The sequence below is a fragment of the Moraxella bovis genome (assembly GCF_002014975.1).
GTDB lineage: Bacteria > Pseudomonadota > Gammaproteobacteria > Pseudomonadales > Moraxellaceae > Moraxella > Moraxella bovis.
The window spans coordinates 39,142-60,833 of the sequence record NZ_MUXV01000030.1; the positions used below are offsets into that span (position 1 = coordinate 39,142).

Annotated in this window: 18 protein-coding genes; 5 read left to right on the forward strand and 13 right to left on the reverse strand. The window is 44.4% G+C overall.

Annotated elements, in window-relative coordinates; translation table 11 throughout:
* Positions 1 to 3 precede the first annotated feature (3 nt).
* The 10 genes from B0182_RS07470 to pgsA all read right to left on the reverse strand — a co-directional run bounded on the left by B0182_RS07470 (position 4) and on the right by pgsA (position 13,888).
* Positions 4 to 4,674: a PilC/PilY family type IV pilus protein gene (locus B0182_RS07470; RefSeq protein WP_078274315.1), complete on the reverse strand. Its 4,671-nt coding sequence runs from the start codon at positions 4,672 to 4,674 to the stop codon at positions 4 to 6.
* Between the two features lie 31 nt (positions 4,675 to 4,705).
* A complete protein-coding gene (locus B0182_RS07475) occupies positions 4,706 to 5,461 on the reverse strand; it encodes a pilus assembly protein PilX (RefSeq protein ID WP_143821690.1) in 756 nt (251 codons plus the stop codon).
* An 11-nt stretch (positions 5,462 to 5,472) separates the two neighbouring features.
* A complete protein-coding gene (locus tag B0182_RS07480; protein WP_158079659.1) occupies positions 5,473 to 6,345 on the reverse strand; it encodes a prepilin-type N-terminal cleavage/methylation domain-containing protein in 873 nt (290 codons plus the stop codon).
* Positions 6,345 to 6,875 (reverse strand): type IV pilus modification PilV family protein, encoded by a 531-nt coding sequence (locus tag B0182_RS07485; RefSeq protein WP_078274318.1) that lies wholly within the window; start codon positions 6,873 to 6,875, stop codon positions 6,345 to 6,347. The genes B0182_RS07480 and B0182_RS07485 overlap by 1 nt, the downstream gene beginning before the upstream one ends.
* Positions 6,872 to 7,339, reverse strand: a complete 468-nt coding sequence (locus B0182_RS07490) for a pilus assembly FimT family protein (RefSeq protein ID WP_078274320.1) — start codon at positions 7,337 to 7,339, stop codon at positions 6,872 to 6,874. The genes B0182_RS07485 and B0182_RS07490 overlap by 4 nt, the downstream gene beginning before the upstream one ends.
* Before the next feature lie 256 nt (positions 7,340 to 7,595).
* Positions 7,596 to 8,369, reverse strand: coding sequence for a ComF family protein (locus B0182_RS07495; protein WP_143821691.1), 774 nt, complete (start codon positions 8,367 to 8,369; stop codon positions 7,596 to 7,598).
* A gap of 3 nt (positions 8,370 to 8,372) precedes the next feature.
* Positions 8,373 to 9,641 (reverse strand): phospholipase A, encoded by a 1,269-nt coding sequence (locus tag B0182_RS07500; protein ID WP_078274322.1) that lies wholly within the window; start codon positions 9,639 to 9,641, stop codon positions 8,373 to 8,375.
* Between the two features lie 142 nt (positions 9,642 to 9,783).
* Positions 9,784 to 10,227 (reverse strand): DUF3465 domain-containing protein, encoded by a 444-nt coding sequence (locus B0182_RS07505; protein WP_078274323.1) that lies wholly within the window; start codon positions 10,225 to 10,227, stop codon positions 9,784 to 9,786.
* A gap of 522 nt (positions 10,228 to 10,749) precedes the next feature.
* Positions 10,750 to 12,978, reverse strand: coding sequence for a cytochrome c biogenesis protein CcdA (locus tag B0182_RS07510; protein WP_078274324.1), 2,229 nt, complete (start codon positions 12,976 to 12,978; stop codon positions 10,750 to 10,752).
* Between the two features lie 262 nt (positions 12,979 to 13,240).
* On the reverse strand, positions 13,241 to 13,888 hold the full coding sequence (pgsA, locus tag B0182_RS07515) for a CDP-diacylglycerol--glycerol-3-phosphate 3-phosphatidyltransferase (protein WP_078274325.1): 648 nt from the start codon (positions 13,886 to 13,888) through the stop codon (positions 13,241 to 13,243).
* Positions 13,889 to 14,054: 166 nt separating this feature from the next.
* Between pgsA and B0182_RS07520 the strand changes: the two genes are divergently transcribed.
* The 4 genes from B0182_RS07520 (at position 14,055) to B0182_RS07540 (ending at position 18,801) form a co-directional block, all read left to right on the forward strand.
* Positions 14,055 to 15,284 (forward strand): BaiN/RdsA family NAD(P)/FAD-dependent oxidoreductase, encoded by a 1,230-nt coding sequence (locus tag B0182_RS07520; RefSeq protein WP_078274326.1) that lies wholly within the window; start codon positions 14,055 to 14,057, stop codon positions 15,282 to 15,284.
* Between the two features lie 186 nt (positions 15,285 to 15,470).
* Positions 15,471 to 16,232, forward strand: a complete 762-nt coding sequence (pnuC, locus tag B0182_RS07525; protein WP_078274327.1) for a nicotinamide riboside transporter PnuC — start codon at positions 15,471 to 15,473, stop codon at positions 16,230 to 16,232.
* Between the two features lie 148 nt (positions 16,233 to 16,380).
* The gene (locus B0182_RS07530; protein WP_078274328.1) at positions 16,381 to 16,824 is read left to right on the forward strand and encodes an Mpo1 family 2-hydroxy fatty acid dioxygenase; all 444 of its coding nucleotides are present in this window, start codon (positions 16,381 to 16,383) and stop codon (positions 16,822 to 16,824) included.
* A gap of 309 nt (positions 16,825 to 17,133) precedes the next feature.
* On the forward strand, positions 17,134 to 18,801 hold the full coding sequence (locus B0182_RS07540; RefSeq protein ID WP_078274331.1) for a formate--tetrahydrofolate ligase: 1,668 nt from the start codon (positions 17,134 to 17,136) through the stop codon (positions 18,799 to 18,801).
* An 89-nt stretch (positions 18,802 to 18,890) separates the two neighbouring features.
* Here B0182_RS07540 and B0182_RS07545 read toward each other — a convergent pair whose 3' ends face one another.
* The 3 genes from B0182_RS07545 to nth form a co-directional block, all read right to left on the reverse strand.
* On the reverse strand, positions 18,891 to 19,649 hold the full coding sequence (locus B0182_RS07545) for a Frag1/DRAM/Sfk1 family protein (RefSeq protein WP_078274332.1): 759 nt from the start codon (positions 19,647 to 19,649) through the stop codon (positions 18,891 to 18,893).
* Positions 19,650 to 19,734: 85 nt separating this feature from the next.
* Positions 19,735 to 20,238, reverse strand: coding sequence for a hypothetical protein (locus B0182_RS07550; RefSeq protein ID WP_078274334.1), 504 nt, complete (start codon positions 20,236 to 20,238; stop codon positions 19,735 to 19,737).
* Positions 20,220 to 20,867, reverse strand: a complete 648-nt coding sequence (nth, locus tag B0182_RS07555; RefSeq protein WP_078274346.1) for an endonuclease III — start codon at positions 20,865 to 20,867, stop codon at positions 20,220 to 20,222. The genes B0182_RS07550 and nth overlap by 19 nt, the downstream gene beginning before the upstream one ends.
* A 166-nt stretch (positions 20,868 to 21,033) precedes the next feature.
* On the opposite strand from nth, the gene B0182_RS07560 reads away from it, so the two are divergent.
* Entirely contained in the window at positions 21,034 to 21,627 is a 594-nt protein-coding gene (locus tag B0182_RS07560; protein ID WP_078274335.1) for a 4'-phosphopantetheinyl transferase family protein, read from the forward strand.
* Positions 21,628 to 21,692: the final 65 nt, after the last annotated feature.

Consider the following 21,692-nt stretch of genomic DNA (forward strand, 5'->3'; position numbering starts at 1 on the left):
ACATTATTTTGTGGCAGACACGTCATACCATTGCTTGGGTGTTAAAGTATAAGCAGTGCTTTCGCTTTGTCCGCCACTAATGAGATCAGGTATAGCAATCGGATTCGTCCAACCAGTAACACCATTAGGATTTGGCACACCCGACTGTGCTGTAACAATAGAGCTTGATGCTTTATTGTAATTATTTTCGGCATGGTAAGCACCCAACATGCTCGATAACAACACCTTGCTTGAATTTGCTTTACTTGCAGGACCTCTGGCAAGCTCTTGAATACCTATACCTGCTCTTTGATAGCCAGCAAGTCCAGTTGATGTGTTTTCACAAATACCCCAAGGCATGCAGTAGAACTGACGCTCTGAACCACCTTTAATTTGGGCTGAACAACTATCGGTCTTAGTATAACTCATGTCTGGATTATAAACAGTCGTGTACAAGAAACTGCTTCTTTTGTTATTCAGCAAGCCACTAACTACTTCTAATTTACCGACACCCTTACCATATCTAACATTGGTATAACCATCAAAACGATTTAATGGATAATACCAACCCTTTTTCACCGCTTCAGTTGGATTGGAGTTGGTTATGAAAGCCTTAATCTTTTGTAAGTGAGTATCTTTTTGACCACCATTCACATCTCCCAAAGCTTCAAGGTTGGCAGGTGTAATATCTTTCACCTGATAGGTGCTACTAGTTAGAGCATTAAATTCTCGATTGGTTTTTGTAATATCGGTATCAAAAAGTGTATACAGTCTATCAGCCGTTGTGGTATTACCTCTTAGTTTTGATAAAGGACTACTTCTATCGCCCGAGATAACTGATACCGTAGCGAAACGCTTAGTCTCTGTATAGATATTAACCTGTGGCTTTTCATAAAAACGTCTGGTATACACACCCTCGCCTGGTTCATGGAATACTCGAACCACACCACGCGCAGCAAACGAATCACGTGTTGATGATGCGTTGGTAAAATCAGCACGGAATATTTGACCGCCTAGGTCAGCAGCGTATAAGTGATCCATAAAGCCGTCATTATTACGGTCCAGAACAGCAATCTCACCAACAATACTGTGTTTCATATCACGAATCGTCTCTGATGAGGCTTTCCATATCAAAGCACCTGTCTTGGCATTAATAATATAAATTGCACTACCATCTGCATAAGGTTTTACCTTACAAGCATCTGAGCCTGTACCTTCGCCTACTTGGAAATTCTCATCTTCATAGCACATGTCATAGCCACCACCAAACACCAGTACGTCGGTACCCATATCATTAGCGCCAGTCTTAATACGTGCCAAAGTTGGTTTATTCCAGATATAACCCAATCTATCTGCACCCTCCGATGTCGGAAGAAAAGCAAATCTTAATATTGGTTCATTTTTGTCTGTTAAATCAAGTCCATACAGACCTTTTGCTCCCAAGCGGAAGCCACCAAAAGCATTAACACCTGATAGAGTATTGTATGACTTGCCTTGAGGGGCGGTAGGTTCAGTGCTTTGAGCCACCAACTTACCGTCTTGATAAGTATAAGTTGCTGTTACTAGCCACGGAGCATCCACACCAAACTTCGGCTTACCAACACCCTCACTCTCTCCACTTACAGATGCAGAGAGCGCCTCTGGCTGTTCTAACAACATCTGCTTGGTAATGATGGCAAATTGCTCTTTGCCGCCAGAACCTGACTCTGAAAAATTATCAGAATCCACCATGTGCAATGCACCATCCATCGAACCAAAGAGAACATACTCATCACGCTCATCTGTCACTTCTCCATCTGCATTTACCTTTGCCGAATAAGAGACAAAGCTAGGCGAGGAATGCACAACACCGCCCATGATTTTAGAGTCAGCTATATTATCAGCTGTTACCACTGTATTTGCTAAATTATCAGGTACAGTAACATTGACAAATCCTAAGAATCTCAATAAATGCTGAACATTAGCAGGTGTATACAGCTTAGTATCCGCAAAAGTATTGTCTGCACTCAACTCATTGTCATTTAAGGTTAGCTTCCCACTGGCATTAACACCGAATTTTTTAAGAGTATCACCATCTTCCACAAAAACGGTGCGAACACCATCAAGTGCTGACCTATTAGGCAATTTTAGATTTGCATAAACCCCACCTGATGTTACCGCATCGTTGGCATCTGGATAATCTTTATCACTCCAAAAATCTTGGGCTACTTTGCTTAGGCTCACACCATCTGCTTGGTAAAGATGAGCTTTGTTTTTACCAAAGAATGTGCCTTCATTAGCGACATCACTCACCCCTTTGGTTACTGTACCGATTTCATATTTCTTTAAGTTACCCTGCCAAATACTACTGGCGGAACTCACATCTGGCTGCAACATAGGCAAGAAAGCAATAGCCTGTTGACTGGATGCTTGATATGGGTCATCAGGAATGGTAATCGTACCAGCTGGTGCGGTAGGCAGACTTGTATTTAGTGTGTTTAAAAATACCTTGATACTCTTAGCAATATCATCAGCTGACTGAGTATAGAAAAAACCACCTTCGCCATAACCGCTACCAATATTACCCCAACGACACGCATTCTTAGCATCTGCGGTGGCCGTATCTGAGTCACAGTTATAGATGGTCTGCCCATTTTCATTTTTCGAACTTGACAGACCGGCAAAAGATGCACCAAACCCCGCTACCGCCGTTCTGATTTTTACGCCAGATGGGTTTTGTGTTGGCTCTCTTAGACGTTTTGCATACTCACCAATATATTCCCAGCCCCCTGTCTCACCTTTAAACAGACCAGAGGTTAACGCCGGAGATGTTAGCCCCACAGGCTTTGAAGAGATGGTTTTATTGCCCAAGGTGCGATTGATGATTTGTTTTGCCATATCATCTGTTGTGGAGTTAGGAGCACCGTCAGTTAGGAAATAGATACCGTTACTACTACATTCACCCACGGTATTATCAGGCTCTTGATAATTATCGTCATTTTTAAATGGCACAGTAACATTTAACTCGTTAACACCGTCACCATTTAGGTCATGTTTAATACCAGCATATCTCATGCCACCAATGTTATTGAGATATTCATTCGTGGCTGTTGATTTTTTCGCTTCTTTTAAGTGATAGCCCATCCGATAATATTCATTCTGATAGCTGTAAGTACCCCAATTATTTCGGACAAGTATCGTTCTTGATTGCACTGGCTGGCAATCAATATACCAACTTGGACAGGTCAGGTTTCTATTTGTTCCTTTTACTCCCTCCCCCAATGCATTACTCTTACATTTGTAGTTACCACCATTATCCCAAGCAGTACTACGATAAGCATAGCCTGCATCACAAGTCTCAGCACCCTCAGTAGTAGATGTTACGATAAATGGACTGGCACGGTAGGATACATAAGCAGTTGCCCCACCTGGGTTGTCCCAGCCTTTGGTGTTAATCGGCTCGATGTCCATCGGCTCATTGTCTACTTTCATCCAACCAGCATAACGCCAGCCCACAGGAAGTTTTGAATGCGTCTCCCATGCATTGCTCATACGACCGACAGTTCTAATTAGCTCTTGACGACTAACCGGCGTCCAACCGCCATTGCTGTTAGGTTTATAAACAGGAATGTTGGGTCCTATTGTTGAACCATCATACCATAAACCAAAAGGCTGCCCAGTATCCTTACGAATTTCATTAGGGTTCCAACCATTTGCACACTGCCTAACGGTCGCACCGAATTGCCTTGCTGCATCGGCAGTACCCAGCTCGACGCAAATATAATAGACCTGTTCAGTGCCACCTGTACGCTGCATGACCACAGAACCATCATACAAGATATTTAAAGTTTTTGCCTTTTCGATGTTACTATCCCTGCCAGTACCAGTCCCTAGCATATAAGCACCTGCCTCAGCGTAAGCATGAGCGGTCGGCGTACCACTTGCTGCCTTAAAGATATCAGGATAGTTGGTTGAATTACCTGCTAAGTTTGGATTGGGCTTCCCATCTTCATCGCTTACAACATCAACCGATTTGAAAGCAGCAAGTGTACGAATTAGATCCAAACGATGTTCTTTGGTCAAAGGTTTAACAGGAACCAAGATCGTGCCTGAGTGACCGTCCACCAAAGTGTTTTGTGAATCACCAATCTTAATGGGGGTCTTGGAGGAGAAGTTACCCAAACCAATAGAAACTGTCTCATCAATGGTATCGCTGGCAATGAGCTGAATCAAGGATTCTTTGAGACGCGACAGTCGGTCAAACTTACCTGACTCACTCTCAATAAGCTTGCCAGAGGCATCAATGGTTGCTGTACCACAGCCTCGCAGATAGTAGTTAATCGTCTCTCCTTCGACTGTTACGCTCTTTTTAAAAGCAGTTCTATTATAAGTTTCACTACTTGCCCGCATATCTTTAGCGTTATAAATCCACTGTTTGAACTCCCCTGCCGTTCTACCACACAAAGGTTTATCAACATCACCAGGGCTACCATACTTGTTCGTCTTTGGTAGGACAAGGGAGCTAATACCCATCGAGCCTGAGGTGTCCAGCATCATCATCAGGTTTGTATTGGCTGACTTAGCAGGCTGATAGATTTCAAGGTCTCCAATCTGCTTGGTTGATGCGTGAGCTGACATGGTGGTCATTGCCATGATTGTGGCAATACTAACACGGGTAAGCTGTGTACTAAGTGTATTTTTTTTTAAATTTTTCATGATAATCACCTGTTTGCTGTTATGATGAGCATTAACGATTTGCTAGGGTACTGGTTTGAGCTACAGTCACTTGCTGGTAAATGGTCTTATGTGGCGTACCTGTGTCAGCCATGCAGTCCATCAATGTGTCATTAGTCTCGGTAGTGCGTCTAGTCAAACAATTCCCAGGTGTGCCGTAAGCAGGGATTAGAGAAGTGGTATGCACCTCAAAGTCGTAGACGGTTGCCTCTCCCAATGTAGCACTCTGACCATAAGGGATGTGCTCAAAACCAAAAGCATTCTCGTTATTTTCTTCTGATTTTCTAGGCTGGGTCAGATTAACCTGCGTAACCACCGACTGTCTGGCACTGGTATATTCAAAAGTGTCACCCTGACCGCAAATACCACCATTATTTTCTAGCATACCTGTCCCACGAAAAATAGTAGCAGTATTACGCAAATAATCATTGGTCCTAGGATTGAAACAATAAACAAATTCATCGCCCATATTATTCGAATCATTAATAAAATAACCCAAAGACCCTAAGGGGCTTAGCACCACTCTTTTATACAACACATCTTGATCGCTACCATTAACAATGGCTTCTAGCTTTTGATTAGCACTTTCAGACGATTGGAGTAGCACATTGTCCATTTGGTCGGCGGTAGCGACTTTTAAGTCTGTACTACTTTTTCGTAAAGCAATCACGCCGATACTTAAAATCATGATTAGAAAAACCAAAACAACCACCAAAGCAACGCCTTGTTGGTGACGATTGGCGATATTCATTTGGGAAAAGCTAGACATAATTATTCTCTTTAATCTCTACCTGTGGTATGTACGACACGAGCATTTCTAAGCAGTACATTTGACTCGTAGACACCCCGAACCTGTGCATTATTTGCGGCATTACCTATCAAGGTATTTGTCTCACCAAATATTTGAAATTGAGTCGCTCCTTCTTCACCTAAAATAGCTGTGCCGCCGCGACTAACAATTCCCAGCCTGACCGCCACTATCGGATCTTGGCTGCCAGCACCCAAATTAACATAAGCTTGTGGAGACAAAAAGGTAATCTGTGGGTTATTCCCCTCAGTTTGCATGCCCAATAATATTCTAAATTGATCTACATTGCTAATGAATTCTACATCACCTGCACCGAGCCTTGCCGTGCCGTTAGCTAGACCACCTAGATTATTTCCTGTAAAATGACCTGAATCACAGTGCAGATGAAGGTTTGGCACTGTCCCTGACATGAAATAACGCTCTACAACCAAGGTGCCGTCTGGAACGTCATTACCCTCACAATCACTCATTGTTCTACCAGAGATATTGCGATAAGAAATGGTCAGCTGGTCACTTCTAACATTAGTGTTAGTCACACCGCCGCCTGAGCGTGTTAAAAAATCACCTTCAATAGGAAGGTTATTCCTAGTCAAGACAATTCCGCCGAAACCTGTATCAGACTTAATAGAGGTAGTATCATTACCTAAGTTGGCAAGACGAATGTTATGCTCTAAGCTCTGAAAGCCGAACACGCTGGTATTTTGCAAATTACTGCTACTAGCTTGAATGGTGTTTGTTCTTACGCTCATGATGTAAACCTGCATAACAGCAGCAGAAATAATGAGACCCAACACCAATGAAATCATCAGTTCAATGAGGGTAAAACCTTGTTGTCTTGAATTCATTAGTAAGCCTCCATGACAAAACATGATGCACCCGAGTTTTGAATGCCTGTTGCCTCATTCGCACAATCATTCCTTCCACTACCAAGTGTCGCTTTCGTCTTACCCCAAGCAGCAATCATGCATCGACGCACCTGACCACCTGCCGTGCCTGGGCAATTGACTAATCTTAATGTCATACCTTGACTGGTTGCAAAGACATTTAAAGTTGCAGCATCCTTGGCAGCAAGCTGTGCTACTGTACAGTAGTTTAAACTATCTCCAGATTGCATACAACCATCAGTATTCCTAGCATTACCATTTAGTGCCGTTGTAAAAGCACCGATACCATCCTCTCCATAACCCCTCATGTTTTCTGCTGCACCACGCATAACAGCCAACGCACGAGTACGCATCAGACTCTCATCAGTAGATTTTACCGCTGCCAATTGCATGGCACTAAACCCCAAGACAGCGATGGCAAGCAACATTAATGCGACCATTACCTCGACAATACCGATACCCTGTTGATTTTTCAAAGATTTATATGTCATGATGAACAATCTCCGCCATTTCTGTTGACTGTAATGTTTGAGCGATTATCTACTGTTATTATAATTTGATTGCTTGTAAAATCTTGGTAACAAATACCAAAAGTACCAGCACCTTGTACTGTTTTTTGGGGGGTGAAGACAATAGTATTTGAAGAGGGAGTAACTACTACCTTATTAGAATATGTCATATTCATCGGCTCAGAACCAGTTATTTGGATATTATGCCCCTGGGCATCAATAATGAAACTGACATTTCTCTTCTGGATTAGTGCACTGGCTCGGGCATTTTTTAATGCAGACTCAATATCGCCTGCTGCTCTGGTCATTTGCGTTCGAGCCAGTTGTGAACTGATACTAGGATATGCCATCATTGAAATGATAGCGATAATAGATATTACCACCAACGCCTCAATCAAGGTAAATCCCGACTGATGGCGATATGAATGTAAATTTGAATGAAACACGAGTCATCCCCGACAGGTTGGGATACAAACCATCCCAATTAAATAGTAGTGAAAATTAATGATAATGTCGCAAGAATCATTCCTTAAACATCGTTATTTCTTGGGAGGAATATACCTAAAATATGGTTAAAAATTGTCACTTTATTGACAAAAATTGACAATTTATTTATCTATTGTAGCAAAAATCAGCACCAAAACCAACACCGCTTATCCTTGTCAATCTATGAATTAAGCAACTAAATAGGCTTGGGGGTCTTTACCCATCCAAAATCGGCAGATGAATCCCCTCTCGCCCATGCAATGCACAAACGCCATGAATTTTGGCAGTGGGGTGTTCTGCCCAAATGGCATTTGCCATGGCAAGCAGTGTCGAGCCTGTGGTCACAACATCATCTACCAGTATCGCATGACGGACAGGCAAAGGGTCGGTCAGATAAAAATCATGCTTGACGTTATGCAGGCGGTCGCTACGGCTAAGACCACGCTGATGAATGACATTATCCAAGCGAGCGACACCTTGCCACATCGGTATCTGCCACAAAAAGGATAAATATCTGGTCAAAATCAGCACAGGATAAAAGCCTCGTTCTACCAAACGAGAGCTTGTGGTCGGAGCTGGAATAAGCACGGCGTTATCAGCATTTACACCTTGGGGTCGCCTGACGTATCTCATTAGATGATACAGCACCATGAGTGATGACACATCGCCTTTATCCTTGAAAGCGGTCATGACCTGCTTTAACGGCACATCATAATAAGCACTCGCATACAAAGCAATCTCTCGCCCATCATCACGCATGGCAAATATCGGCAATCTACCTGCCCACTGGGCATGACAATACATACAAAGCAGTGGAGCATGGTAAAAGGGTGCGTGGTAAACAGGAATATGACAAAAAGGGGGATGGTCAGCCATACCCCCTATATCCAACTTAGGCTTAACCTCTATCGTCTGCCCACATAACTGACAGCACTCATGCACGTATGATGAGAGCATGGCAAGGGCATACGGGGGCAGGCGAGCGAGCAAAGGTTATAATCCCATCCAGTCATTTAACATCACGCCCACGCCCACGGTCGTGGACTCATGATTATAATCAATGATGGACTGACCATAGCCATGAAACAGCTGAACATAACCACTCACGCCACGACCAATGGGGCGAACATAGTCAAGCTGAACCGCTCCTTTGCTGGTCTTAGGGTTATAACGCAGTGTGCCTGAGATATTATTGCCCTTATCAAACTGATAAATAAAACGCACATCGCCATGACCATAATAGTCTACAATATCAGGGTTATCATCAGGACGGCTACTGTCACTGGTCTTAGCAACTCTCGCCCACAGGCGTGGCATGACCGTAAAGTTACCCCACTCCGCCCCTGCCATGACATAGGCACGGTTCCATGAGCGTGACAGGGAATCACCTTCACCATTTGAGTGGTGTACCACACCCGCCCCAAGCATGCGTAGCTTGCCATCAAAGGGCAAGTCTGCCACCACAGGTTGAGTGATAAACAGCTCTGGCTGATAGTCATGAGCCCTAAACGGACGTGAGTTATCTTCGTTATAGACCTGCCAATGCGACTGCTGAGTATAGCCAAACCACATGTCTGCGTTCGTACCAAACAAATCTTCGACAACTTTGGATTTGAATGAGAGTTGCAATTTTAACTCGGCACTACGGATATCATTACCGGTATAATCCACTGCTTCTTGGGTTGGGGTGCTGACCGAACGGTTGGGTTTGGTATTGACAAATACTGGTAGGACATACATGGGGTTATGGGGACGAGCTTTCCATAGCCCACCGCTGTTTTTGTCCAAGTCATAAGCCAAACTCAGTGGCGTGTATCTACTACCATCCACCTTGCCAAAGCCACTGGCACTGATGTCGGGGTTTATCTCATCATCTGCCCCATTCTCTGTTAGGGCGATGTCAGCAGTCGGCAAATCACCGGCAGTCTCAGCAAGCACCACCTGTGGGTCGCCCTTAATGGTGCGTTTAAAGGTCTGTCCCAAATCAAGAGGGCGTTTGTCTTGGAGTACGCTTGGCACTTTGCCTAGGGCAATGCTGTCAAAACACGCCAAACGCTCACCATCATTGACCACGGATGCACAGTCAAAAAACAGTCGCTCACCTTGCACAGGGTCGGCAATGTCAAGCCCGTTCGTCTGCACCGCACTCACTTCGGGCATGGGCAGGGCAATCTCTTCTGCCCATGCCTGCCCACTCATCACGCCTAGCGACAATGACGAGAGCGTCACAGCAAGGCTCAATCGCTTTGGGATAAACTTCATAAAATATCTCACACTAGGTAAATGACAAGCTTAAATCATTATGCATTCATGCTTGTCATGTTTTGTTAAATGATAGATATACTAAACGATAAATCAAATTAAGACCAACGGTTGAATTTAAAAACATCAAATACAAAGACCGCTATTCATATTTTTGCCCATCAAACATAATCCAGCCCCCTTGGTGTCTGCCCGCAGGGTCATGGTGCGTCCAATGCACCACCCCACCTTTGTCGGTGTATTCATACTCGCCATAAAATGACACACTGTCGCCCTTTTTTAGCCCTGTCACATACGGGGCTAGGTCAATGTTATGGGCGATAAGCACCGTCATGTCCACCCCGTCTAATGAGACGATGAATTTTTGGTGACGTGAGCCTTTGTTGTCATCGGGCAGGGTTGCCTTGACCGTGCCACACCCTGCCACTTGGACATCAGAGCGTCGCTCGGTAAAGCTTGTGGCGATGAGCTGATTTTGACAGCTTGGATTTGACTGCTTGGGCTGTGTGTTTTGGGCGGTTTGGGCATCCACCAAAGTCTGAGCCTGCGATGTTTGGTGAGCTTGCTTGCTTGCCTGGGTTATCATCAAGGCAAGCGGTCAATACCAAACACATCACTCCTAATGTCGCCCCCAGTACAAATGGTCTTGCCCAGTGTGTACATGCACCCAGTACTGTCTTGGTTTGTCTAGCCTGTTTCATTTTATCTGTCTGTTTACCCATTTTGCCCAAAGCAAGTCATCAGAACATGGCTTAAAACTGCATATTTTAACAAAAGCCAAACACGCTTGCAAAATAAAGTTGTAAACGCTCGGGTTCACAACTCTACCTTACCTAAGATTACCAATTTTTACCAAGCTGACATTTTTTGTCAATGACTTACAGTTTTTGTCAGTTGTTTGTTGTTGGCTTTGTAAATTTTATACCTGCATTTAAATGACGGCACTAATTTTTAGGGCGTGCCTACCTTTTATAACACTATTTACAATATAGAAATATTTTAGAAATAAACTAATCGTTTTTGCATGAAAATGACTAAATCTGGTTTTTCATGGCAAATATAAAAGGCAGGCACGCCCTAAAATAATTTTAAAAAAATTTCAAAATCATCAAAACTGCACCAACGCCATCTCAAAATCCGCCCGTTTGGTCTCGCCAAGTAGCATGGTTTGCAGCTGCCCTTGTTTATAAATAAGCAGTGCCGGAGGCCCAAACAGCCCATAACGTGCCAGTACCGCTCGGCTGTCATCATTGGTCTCAGTAATGTCTAGCTTGACCACTTGATAGTCTGACAGTGCCACAGGGCGATTGGTAAACAACGTACGTTCCATGATACGGCATTCGACACACCAGTCGGCAGTCACGTCCACCAGCACTTTTTCATGACGGGTAAGGATGGAGTCAAGCTCGCTTAGACTGCTGATTTTGATGTCTGCCTTGGACTCGGCAACAGTCGCGGTCACCCCCAGTTTGGCGAGCGGTCGCCATGGGTCATTCGCCCCCATGCTCGCCCCCACCACAAGGCACACCGCCCACAACGCCCCCACCAAGGCAAATGCGTGCGACGCTAGATTTTTCATTCTAAACAGCCACACTGCCGTCATCGCAAACCACACCGCCCAAATGATGAGCATGACAGGCGAGAACAGTAGTCGCTCTAATAGAGATAGCGACACCGCGAGCAATAACAGCCCACAAAATTCCTTGACACGGTTCATCCACTCGCCTGCTTTGGGCATAAACTTGCCCTGTGCCAGACCGATGAACATGAGCGGTATGGACAAGCCAAGCCCCAACGAAAACAGGGCGATGAACCCAAAAGGCACGCTACCACTTGCCGAGACTGCCGTCAAAGCCCCTGCCATGGGGGCGGACACACAAGGCGACACCACCAGTGCCGATAACGCCCCAGCAACAAAACTACCACCCACACTGCCCAGCTTATCATCGGCAGATTGGGATTTTCTGTGCAACATGTCTCGCACGCCCGATGGCAAAGTGATCTTAATGATGTCAAACATATACAAGGCAAGCAAGGCAAAAATAATGGCAAATACCCCCAGTACATAAGGGTTTTGTAGCAGTCCAAGCACGCCCACCGCCTGCCCAAACCACGCAATCAGACCGCCCAACACGCCATAAGCCGTCGCCACACCCAGTCCATAACTGCCCGACAAGGCAAATCCCTTTAAGGCAGTATGGGACTTGTTATGAGCAACGATATTGGCGACAATCGGTATCATCGGATAGACGCATGGCGTAAAGGACAGCAACAGTCCCGCCAAAAAGAGCAGTAGCACCGCTAGGGCAGGATTTTTGTTAATGCCAAACGGGTCGCTTTGGCTGCTTACTGCCTGATGACTGGTGTCTGCGGCCGCCGTGCTTGTTTGGGCATTTGGGGAGCTTGCCATGTCAGCAGATGACTCATTACCCAGTCCGCCACCCATCTCATCATTTGATTCGCCAGTTGGGGTATTCCCCCGCTCATCGCCAAATACAGGCGTGACCAGTGGCGATGTTGGGACTGACAGTGTTTGGTCGGGAGCGGTGTTTTGAGTGACGGGCACACCTGTCCCATCTTGGCTCATGCCTGCCTGTGACAACTGGGTAGGCTCTGTGGTCGGGCTGGTTTTGTCTAAATTGTTATTTGTATTGTTATTTGAGTTATTTAAGCCGTTAGTTACATTATTATTTAAATTGCCAGTTAAGCCATTATTTGACTGATTATCCAAGCCAAGCCCCACGCCATCTTTGGGTGTGCCTTTGCCCGATTGATTGGCTTTATTTGTGACCGTGGCTTGACTGCTTGGTGTGTCTGGTTTTTTTTTGGCATTGCCTGTTAGGCTAATGGTCGTTTTTAGTGTCTCAGGCGGATAACACAGCCCTGCCTTGGCACAGCCCTGCCAACGAACACTTATCGGGGCGGTCACATCGGCAGTGGCGGTCAGTTTGACAGTTGCCACCACGTCTTCTTCAAATACCGCCACTCGCCCAAATTCAGGATCATCTATCATCGTGTGTGGTTTGTTAAACGACCACGCGCCCATGCTCACGCCATCGGGCAGGGTCAGTTTGATTTTGTCTTTATAAACATAATGCTCGGGCGTTACCCCAAATGTCACCGCAAGCGTGTCGCCCTGCTGACTGGCAGAGACGTTAAAGGCTTGGTGAACGGGTAGGAATTTGAATTTGGACTGATGAGCAAACAGCCCTGATAGCGTGCCATCGCTTTTGGCGGTATCGGCAGACAGTGCCATCGCAGACATGGGCAACGCCAAAGCAAGCGATAAGGCAGACAGGCGGGATAAGGAAGTTAGTGAATGAGTGAATTTTGACATATTGTATCCTATTCTCAACTTTATATCAGTGATTGATTTATCAAGGGCAAATTGCAATTCCCCCCACAACCCGAAAAATAACCATCAGATAATCAGTAAGTTACCATTTTAAGTTGAGAGTGAAGTATATTGTTCAGCTATGATAAAATGGCATAAGCCACAGAAAAAAACGGCTTATTATATCATAAGCCGTTTTTTAACGATTATACACAAATCACACGTGATTGTGGATTTTTGTTAATTTTATTTTAAATGATTTAAATTAATTTTGTTTTAAATAAGGCCACGCCGCTTTTAGATAAATCGTCATCGACCACAGGGTCAATATCACCGCAATAATCATCAAGGTATAGCCCAGCGTCTCCAAAATCTGCCAGTTAAGTAGTAGTACGGTAATGGCAACCATCTGAAATGTGGTTTTTAATTTGCCTACATATGAGACCGCCACCGATGTGCGATTGCCAAGCTCTGCCATCCACTCACGCAGTGCTGACACGGCAATCTCACGAGAGATAATCACAATGGCACTAATCGCCATCACGATGTTCGGATGCCACTGCACCAAGATAATAAGTGCCGCCGCCACCATCAATTTGTCCGCCACAGGGTCTAAAAAACGCCCAAATGCCGAGCTTTGGTTGAGTTTGCGTGCCAAATAACCATCAAGCCAATCGGTCAGTGCCGCCAATATAAAAACAAACGTCAGCAAAAAATGACGAAGCATGTTATCGCTGTATTCTAGCATGCCAAGGCGAGCAATGGCATTATCGGGAATGGCAGGCACGCCAATGCCAAGTGCAGGGGGCATGTACGCAATCGCCACAAACAGCGGTATCATGACAATGCGAGCAATTGTCAAGTTATTGGGCAGGGTAAAAATGCTAGTCTTATTGGGCTTATCGTTAGACATGGCGGGCTGAACATAAAAATATGGGCGTATGATACCCTAAAATGGGGTGTTTTTGTGTAAAAATTTAAGATTTTTACACAGATTTTGGGTAAAATAAAGCAATTTTTATGCCCACTTTATTTTTATCTTTTATTCTCTACACTCATCATAAAATCATCACACCATCATGACTCATCCGACCCCATCATCGCCCAAGTCCATAACCCACTTTGACGCCATCATCATCGGTGCAGGGGCTTCTGGGCTGTTTTGTGCCTTTCATCTTGCCGAACGTGGCAAAAGCGTGCTAGTGCTTGACCACGCCAACAAAGCTGGTAAAAAAATTCTCATGTCAGGGGGCGGACGGTGTAACTTCGTCAATATGGACGTACGTCCTGAGCATTTTATCAGCCACAATCCGCATTTTGTACGGTCGGCACTGGCAAAGTTCACGCCCCATCATTTCATGAATTATGTCTATAAGCATGGCATTGGTTTTCATGAAAAGTCGCACGGGCAACTGTTCTGCGATGACTCATCCAAAGACATCTTAAATATGATCCTGACCGAATGCGACCATCATGGCGTAACCATCTGGCTAAACACCAAAATCAGCACCATCAACAAGAGTGACACATTCACCCTAACCACGCACAAAGACAACCGTGAGCACACTCTATCTGCCCACTCACTCATCATCGCCACAGGCGGTCTGTCCATTCCCACACTCGGGGCGAGCGGTTTTGGCTATCAGATTGCCGAGCAGTTTGGACATCAGATACTGCCAACATCGGCAGGTCTTGTGCCGTTTACCTTTACCGACCACATCGGAGCCATGGCAAAAGAGCTAAGCGGTATCAGCATGGACGTCATCGCTTTTAATGACAAAGCCCAATTTGCCCTACCGCTACTGTTTACCCATCGGGGACTGTCAGGCCCTGCCATGCTTCAACTATCCAACTATTGGCAAATCGGCGAGTACATTCACATCAACCTACTGCCACACATGAGTGCAGGCGAGCTGTTAATCAAGCACAAACACACGCACCCCAAACAGCACATTCGCACCGCCTTACAGCCCTATTTTGCCAAAAAATTGCTATTGGCGTTAGAGAGTCACTTTTGGCAACAGCACAAAGACAGCGAGCTTGCCAACATCAAGGACAAAGAACTCATCACGCTCGGCAACGCCCTAAACGACTGGCAAATCAAGCCATCAGGCACCGAAGGCTACCGAGTGGCAGAAGTAACCCTTGGCGGGGTGGACACCCGTGATGTATCTAGCAAGACCTTTGAGAGTAAGCTGTGCGATGGTCTATACTTTATCGGCGAAGTACTGGATGTTACAGGTCAGCTTGGCGGTTATAACTTTCACTGGGCATGGGCAAGTGGCTTTGCGTGTGCGATGGCGGTGTGAGCATGTTTTATTGGAATTTTTTAAATCAGCCCCATTTTTAACCTTATTAACCGATTTATTAAGAGCGAATTACCATTTAACCCCATACCCAAAAAATTACCTAATAATCAATAAACCATCATTTTAGGTTAAGATGATATTAAAATCACTTCTAATTTTTTGAAATAACTTGTAATAAGGACACCCATGCAATTTAAATTTTTGGATAACATCACAGGATTTGGCGATAAAGATTGGTCAAAACAATGGATAATCGCTTGGTTTGTGGTTGGGGTCATCGCCCTATTTGTCGGCTTTTGGCAAACCACCGAACACACAGGGCTTGACTGGTTTTATCTTATTGTCTCCTACATCGGGCTTTTGTGCGTGGTGGGTTTGTCCTTTCGCAAAAACGTGATGGGCAACGGCTTTGGTATGCTTGCCACGGCAGGGGAAGTGGTCGTGCAGGGCAGTCGTGGGGCGATTGGGCTCATGCTTGCCCCACTATTTAACTTTTTTACGCACGTTTGGGGCGTGATTTATTGGAAAAAGAACACGGACGCAGACGGCAATATGCTTCCACAATCGGCAAATAAATATGTGTGGATAATTACCGTTTTATTTATCGGCATTGGCGTTTATTTATTTCCAATTATCAATGATTGGCTTACTGCTCATAATTACGCCATTTATCAAGATGACGGTTCTACCTTTATGGGGATTAGCTTTTATACCATTAATATTTTGGCATTTATTTTGTCCGTTACCGCCCAAGCCACGATGATAATGCGATATTCTTTTAATTGGTATTTGTGGATTATTGTTAATATGGTTTGGCTTATTGTTAATATCATGACGGCTAATTATATTTTTGCCATTCAGACGATGGTTTATCAAGTCAATGCCATTGTTGGGTTATATGGCTGGTATCGCAGTGAAAAGATAAATAAAGCCAAAATAAATAATTGACAAACCATTTAGCAGTAATTTAAAAATCTTAAATTTTAAATGTTCATCATTTTAATATTGATAAATTATTGACATTTTTTTATCATGGGTTAAATTATTAGCAATAAATTAACCCGTTATTTTACCAAGCCTAAAATAAGGACATTTTATGCATCCATTTAAATCGCAAAAACCCTTATCACTTTGGCTGTCCGAATATGCCGTCAGCCATCAAAATCCCACGAACAAACGCATTCATTACATTTGCGTGCCGATTATCTTTTTGACCATAGTCGCCCTACTTTATCATATCTCAACATATCTACTTGCAGTCGTTACGATAGGCGTGCTGTGGTTTTATGTGCGATTGTCTTTGTCGTCCTTTATTGCCATGCTTGCCTTTTATGAGCTGTGTCTTAGTGTTGCTGTGTTTACCCCTGTTGGTATTTGGTTTTGGGTTGGGGTGTTTGTGGTGGCTTGGATTGGGCAATTTGTCGGGCATAAGGTTGAAGGGGCAAAGCCGTCATTTTTTGAAGATTTGCAATTTTTGCTGATTGGACCTTTGTGGGTGGCTTTTGCACTGTTTGGCAAAACCCCTGCCCGACAATCATAACCCCAATTTTGTCATGGCTTTTTGCTGATAAAATGATTATAATGTCATCATCATGCTCTGTTATGACATTATTAACTTTATTGGTAGTAGTCTAAAAAGTATGCCAAACTAGTTTTCCGTTCGCTCTGAGCCTGCCTGCGGGCAGGAAAACCGTTAGGTTTCCCAAGCTCGCCACGAACGGTTTTCTTTGTAGCATACTTTTTGAACCAGAGCCACTTTATTTTATCATTAATGACGGCTGTCTCGCCTTTTACAGCCTGTTTAATCACATTCCATTTAATCACATTGACATGATGTTAAGGACTTATCATGACTCAACCGACCGACGCCCAAATCGCCAGTAACGCCCTAGCGACCATCGCCCCCATCAGTGACATCGTACGCAAACTCGGACTGTCCGACGACGACATCGAACACTACGGCAAATACAAAGCCAAAATCCGCCACACCCCGACCACTGACCGCCAAGGCAAGCTCATCTTAGTGACCGCCATCAACCCCACGCCTGCTGGCGAAGGCAAAACCACGCTCGCCATCGGTCTGGGCGACGCATTAACCGCACTCGGTGAGCGTGCCGTGCTTGCCCTGCGTGAGCCATCGCTTGGTCCTGTGTTCGGCATCAAAGGCGGAGCAACAGGGGGCGGTCAGGCACAGGTCGTCCCCATGGAAGACATCAACCTGCATTTTACGGGCGATTTTCACGCCATCACCAGTGCCAATAACCTACTGTCCGCCTTGATTGACAACCACATTCATCACGGCAATGAGCTGGGCATCAACCCCAAAAAAGTGCTGTGGCGACGTGCCTTGGACATGAACGACCGCTTTCTTCGTCACATCGTGGGTGGCATGGGCAAACCCAGTGATGGCGTGATTCGCCCTGATAGCTTTGACATTACCGTGGCGTCTGAGATTATGGCGGTGTTTTGCCTAGCACGAGATTTGGACGACCTAAAAGAGCGACTGGGCAACATGATGGTCGCTTACCGTTTTGATGGTACGCCTGTATTCGCCAAAGATTTGCAGGCCCAAGGAGCGATGACCGCCTTGCTCAAAACCGCTTTTGCCCCCAATCTAGTTCAAACCATGGCAGGCACGCCCACGCTCATCCATGGTGGACCTTTTGCCAACATCGCCCACGGCTGTAACTCGGTCGTGGCGACACGGCTCGGGCTGGCACTGGGCGACTATGTGGTCACCGAAGCAGGCTTTGGGGCGGATTTGGGAGCGGAGAAGTTTTGCAACATCAAATGCCGACTGGCAGGGCTTCACCCCGATGCAGTCGTGGTCGTGGCAACCGTGCGTGCCTTAAAATACAATGGTGGCATCGCCAAAGATGACTTGACTGGCGAAAATCTCACCGCTCTGTCCCAAGGACTACCCAACCTACTAAAACACATCGACAACATGAAATCCGCCTTTGGACTGCCTGTCGTGGTCGCCATCAACCGCTTTGTTAGTGATAGCGATGCCGAACTTGCCCTGATAGAACAAGCCTGCCATGACAGGGGCGTGGCGGTGTCGCTGTGCGATGTCTGGGCAAAAGGCGGACAAGGCGGTCTTGACCTTGCCCAAAAAGTCATCGACGCCACGCACGCTCCCAACCACTTCGCCCTAACCTACAATGATAACGTCAGTGTCAGCGATAAAATCACCGCCATCGCCACAACCATCTATGGAGCGGACGGTGTGTCGCTCACTGCCAAAGCCCTATCCGACATCAAAGCCATTGACAAATTGGGCTTATCACACCTGCCTATCTGCATGGCAAAAACCCAATACTCACTCTCTGATGACCCCAAAGCCCTAGGCAGACCCACGGATTTCACCATCAGCGTGCGTGAAATCACCATCTCGCACGGGGCTGGGTTTTTGGTCGCACTCTGCGGCGACATCATGAAAATGCCCGGACTACCCAAAGCCCCTGCGTCCATGAACATTGATGTGGTTGATGGGGAGATTGTGGGGTTGTTTTAGACAACCAAGAATCCATTTGATGATTAATATCGGCTATGGAAAAACCTGCCATAGCCGATATGCCAAATCGGCAGTTGTTTTTTAGCTTTTTATTTCTTATGCTGTTCTGATTTTTGGGTGAGCTTCACTCTTGTGTCCGCCCACGCTTGCTCCATTTTTTGTTTATATGCTTGCCAATCATCATCGCTTTGGTTGGTCTGTTCGTAATTATCAAGGCTTTGTTGGGACGTTTCTTGTGGCATTAATTCTTGCGATGTCAATTCTTGCAATGTCACTTCTTGGAGTATTAATGGTGCATTGTCCGATATGTCATTTTGATGGTTATTGTCGCTCATCTTATCATTATTACTGTTATCATCACCGCTCTTATCATCATGATTGATTGGCTTACTATTAATTAACTTTTCGTTTTTATCAGTATGATTGATTTGCTTGTCGTTAATTAATTTTTCGTCTTTATCAACATAACTGTTTTGGCTTTCATCAATATCATGCATGGATGCCGTGATTTTATCATTGACTGTCGTTTTTGTTATTATTTGCTCTGATGGTTTGCTTTTTGCGACCGCTACCGAACGCTGTCCATGTTGATAAAACAGCCTTGCCCCCAAACACATCCATAAAACAGTCCCAATCACAAACATGATGAAATCGGCATTTTGCACCCCGTCTTTGGTTGTTACTATGATAACAAGCCACACCAAATCCAACAAAGCCATAATCATAATGATGGATAAGACATTGATACGGCTAAGCTGTTTTTTGGGCAATAAAAATATCGGACTGACCAGCCAATAAACCGCCAGTAAGGGAAAAATAAAATTAACACTTAACCATAATCCAAACATTTTTATCCATATGAAATTTAAATTAATGATAAATGATTATTTAAACCAATTTTTCATTTTTACTGATTGGTAAATTATCATCACTTTATCTTACAAAAAATTGAATATACACTTCTTTATCATCATATACTTCTAAGGTTTTGCTATAAAAATGACATTTATTATTTTTATCAGGATGAAAGGCTTCTACATCATCCGTTTCATAAATGACATTTGGGTTTTGGGTTAGCTGATGATTTAATTTGATGATATTTTCATTTAATTGTTCAACGCCTTGATGAAATTCAGAACTAGCACCAAATAATACTTGAATGTATAATAAAAATTGGCGGATTTTACTTTCTTTAAATTTATAATCAACCGTAATTTTTATATCTTTACAATCGCTAAATGTATTTTGATAGCTTGGTTCGGGGGATAATTTTTCAAGATAAATGATGTGTTTGTGCTTGGTAAGCGTTTGGATTTGATTAATTTTAACAGAATAATTATCTCCGCCTGCAAAACATACTGATGAAAATAGGCATATTGCTAATATTCCCAATACGCTAACTGACTTTTTAGAAATTATTACGCCAAATCCGCCCATTTGTCCTTATCCTTAAACATACATTCATCAAACACCACGCACGAGCCACATTTTGGCGAGCGAGCCATGCAAGTATAACGCCCATGCAAAATCAGATAATGATGAGCGTCCACCAGATATTTGGCAGGAATGCGTGTCATAAGAGCCTCCTCTACCGCCAGCACCGTTTTGCCTGTGGCAAGTCCCGTGCGATTGCCCACCCGAAAAATGTGCGTATCTACCGCCATGACAGGCTCGCCAAAGGCGGTATTTAGCACGACATTGGCGGTCTTTCTACCTACACCTGCCAACGCTTCTAGCTCGTCTCGGGTGCGTGGCACTTGTCCGCCGTGCTTGTCTAGCAGGTCTTGGCAAGTCTTGATGACGTTGGTCGCCTTGGAGTTGTACAGTCCGATTGAGTTGATATAACTCTTTAAGCCGTCCAGTCCCAAATCCAAAATCGCCTTTGGCGTGTTCGCTACAGCAAATAAGCGAGCGGTGGCGATGTTCACGCTTTTGTCGGTGGCTTGGGCGGAGAGCATGACGGCGATGAGTAGCTCAAAATCGGACGAGTAGTTGAGCTCAGTTACAGGCTCTTTGATATGCTCAGACAGCTTGGCAAAAAACCGTTCACGTTTGTCGGCATTCATCGGGCGAGAGGCTGGCGTGTCGGCAGTTTTGACGGTGGTGAGTTTCGTTTTTGTGGTTTTGGCGGTCATGGCAAGGGGCTAGACAAAATAAGAATTGATGATTATTATACCACAACTGCACCGCTCGTTATTTTAAAAATCTCAATATCATTTTTATATCTTGCTTATGATTTATTTATACCATACGCCATTATCAAATATCGTATCAAATGATTTAACACCGCTTGATAAAAAACAAATCATCGCCAATCATCGCCATGCTCATTTAATGCACTTTTGCCAAAACAATCATTTACCCATACCCATTTATGATAAATATGATAATGGCAAACCATTTATTGCAAATATCCCTAATCTGCATTTTAATCAATCGCATTGCCAAACTGATTATGCTCTAATATATAGTTTAACCATTCAAAATATCGGTGTGGATATTGAAAATGCCAATCGCAAGTTAAATAAAAACGCCCTTGCCAAACGTTATTTTCATGATGATGAATGTCACGCTTGGCAAAATAGTCAAGATGATAAATTATGGTTTGCTTATTGGACGATTAAAGAGGCGGTATTAAAAGCATATGGCTTGGGAATTCGGCTGCCACTTCATGAATTAAAGGCGGTATTTATGACAGACAATAGCGGATATGTGTGTCATGATAAGATTGGGAAATTTTATTTTAAAAATATCTGCATCGGCGAATGCGTGATAACGGTGGCATATCCATTTGATTTTGGGGTGGTGGGGGTTGTTGGGGTGTAGGTTTTTGTTTTTTGGGTTTTAAAATGGGTGTTGTGGGGGAAATCATTTTTCCCCTATGGTGGATT